The organism is Henriciella sp., from assembly GCF_049649345.1.
Lineage (GTDB): Bacteria > Pseudomonadota > Alphaproteobacteria > Caulobacterales > Hyphomonadaceae > Henriciella.
The window spans coordinates 1-2394 of sequence record NZ_JBARZC010000632.1 but is presented as its reverse complement, the minus strand read 5'-3'; the positions used below and the strand labels follow the sequence as shown (position 1 = coordinate 2394).

Below are 2394 nucleotides of genomic sequence, written 5' to 3'. Positions count from 1 at the left end.
CTTCCGGACCGCACACTTCCGGGCAGATCAGGCGCAAATCCATGGCAATCGCCGCCATTGCCGCTGGTAGAACACCTAATGTCTGGCCAAGCGAGCCATCGAGCGACAGCTCGCCAATCGCGGCATGCCCGTCGAGCGCATCCGGCGCAACGACCCCCATGGCCGCGAGCAGGCCGAGCGCGATCGGCAGGTCATAATGACTGCCCTCCTTTGGAAGGTCAGCCGGGGCGAGATTGACGGTGATGTGCTTGGGAGGCAGCGCCAGGCCGATCGCGGAAAAGGCGGCGCGGACCCGTTCCCGGCTTTCGCCAACCGCCTTGTCCGGCAAGCCTACAATAGCGAAAAACGGATTGCCGGAGGTAATCTGCACCTGCACGTCGACAGGCTTGGCCTCAATGCCTTCAAAAGCGAATGTCGTTATCCGGCAAACCATGTCCAGCGCCCCATTGCTAAGCTCTGCCTAGCATGGCACCGTGAACAAATAAAGAACAAATTTGAATCAGGCGTTGAAAACGTTCAATTTACCGGCCTAGTCGAGACGGATTATGTCGTCCTCAGGGGCAGCTTCCGGTGCTGTTTCGACGGCCGGTGTTTCGATTTCAGGCACGTTTGACAAGCGGTTCTCATTGACCGCGCCTTCAGGCAGGCGAACGCCATCTGTCGGGGCGTCGGCCTCCGGAATGCGAAGGTTGAATTCGCTGGATGCGGTCGTCGTGCTGGAGCTTTCCGAACCCGGATAGCGCAGATTGAACTCAGACGCCTGCGGCGCAGACGCCGTTTCAGCCGAGACATCGGCCTGTGTTTCAGTCTCTACGGGCGCCTTTTCCGAACAGGCGACACCTGCAAAGGACAAGGCGACAATCGATGCGAAGGCGGCGGCTTTCATGTTCATACCCTCAAAGTGGATCGCCAATCAGGACTTGGCAACCATGTCTTGCACACAATCCCAGAAGATGGCCGCTGCATCCACGCCTGTAAAGCGTTTCAGTTCCTGAATTCCGGTGGGTGAGGTCACATTCACCTCTGTCAGCTTGTCGCCAATCACATCGATGCCGACGAAAATCTGCCCGCGGCGTTTGAGTTCCGGGCCGATCACACGGCAGATGTCGAGGTCTGTCTCTGTCAGCTCGACCGGCTCGGCCGTGCCGCCGACATGCATGTTCGAGCGCGTCTCGCCCTCTTGCGGGCGCCTGTTGATTGCGCCGACGGCTTCACCATTCACCAGGATGACCCGCTTGTCGCCATTGCTGACCGCCGGCAGGAAGGCCTGCGCGATGAGCGGTTCGCGCGTGCGTTCCAGAAACATTTCCATCAGGGCGGAGAAATTGCTGTCATCCTCCTTCATGCGGAAGACGCCCGCCCCGCCATTGCCGTAGAGCGGCTTGATGATGATGTCCTTGTGGCGGGCGCGAAAGTCGAGAATGGATTTGAGATCGCGTGAGATCAGCGTGTCGGGGATCAGCTCAGGGAAAAGAAGCGGGAAGAGTTTTTCCGGGCTGGAGCGGACAAATTCCGGATCATTGAGCACCAGCGTCTCGCCTTTCAGAAGCTCAAGCACGTGGCAGGCAGTGATATAGGCCATGTCGAAAGGCGGGTCCTGGCGCATCAGGACGACGTCGATATCGTCTGCAAGATCGAGCAGGGTCTCTTCGCCTGTCACGCCGGGCTCATCTTCGACCCGCTGGAAGGTGACGGGGCGCGCTCGGGCCCTCACACGGTCTGTGTCGAAGGAGAGGTGCCGGGGCTCATAGATCCAGATCTTGTGGCCGCGCGCCTGGGCGACCTCGGCCAGCGCGAATGTAGTGTCGGCATTGATGTTGACCGTGGATAGCGGGTCCATCTGGATCGCGATGCGCAGGCTCATTGAGGCTCCCTCGACGTGTATGGCCAGCTATATGTGATGCTTTGGCGCCGATGATAAGCCTTTGAGGCGGAACGAACCTCCCATGAGCAAAGAAAAAGCCCTCCCCACGCGCGGCGGGGAGGGCTTGTCCGGTGTCCGGATGGGACGTTCAGAGCGGCTTATTCAGGCAGGATCACGCTGTCGATGACGTGGATCACGCCGTTCGAGGTGTAGATGTCGGCCTTGATGACGTCTGCACCGCCGGCTGTCACGGCGCCGTGGCTGTCCTTTGTCACGGTAATCGTGTCACCGGCCAGCGTTTCGACCTCTGTCGTGCCTTCAGCGATGTCCTCGGCCTTGATCTTGCCGGAGACGACGTGGAGTTTCAGGATGCCCTGAAGCTGGTCCTGGTTCTCGTCCATCAGAAGCGTATCGACCGTGCCTTCGGGCAGGGCAGCGAACGCGTCATTGGTCGGGGCGAAGACGGTGAACGGGCCGTCGCCTTTCAGCGCGTCAACGAGTTCGGCTTCAGTGACAGCGGTCACCAGGGT

At 59.9% G+C, this 2394-nt stretch carries 4 protein-coding genes; all 4 read right to left on the bottom strand.

All coding sequences use genetic code 11. From position 1 onward, the window contains the following. On the bottom strand, positions 1 to 433 hold a 433-nt coding region (locus WA989_RS17500), incomplete at its 3' end, for a magnesium chelatase domain-containing protein (RefSeq protein ID WP_424341759.1). A 96-nt stretch (positions 434 to 529) separates the two neighbouring features. Then, a complete protein-coding gene (locus WA989_RS17495; RefSeq protein WP_424341758.1) occupies positions 530 to 886 on the bottom strand; it encodes a hypothetical protein in 357 nt (118 codons plus the stop codon). 27 nt (positions 887 to 913) lie between these two features. Further along, positions 914 to 1864: a glutathione synthase gene (gene gshB / locus WA989_RS17490; RefSeq protein WP_424341757.1), complete on the bottom strand. Its 951-nt coding sequence runs from the start codon at positions 1862 to 1864 to the stop codon at positions 914 to 916. Positions 1865 to 2022: 158 nt separating this feature from the next. Continuing rightward, positions 2023 to 2394, bottom strand: a 372-nt coding sequence (locus WA989_RS17485) for a fasciclin domain-containing protein (RefSeq protein ID WP_424341756.1), incomplete at its 5' end; no start/stop codon positions are given.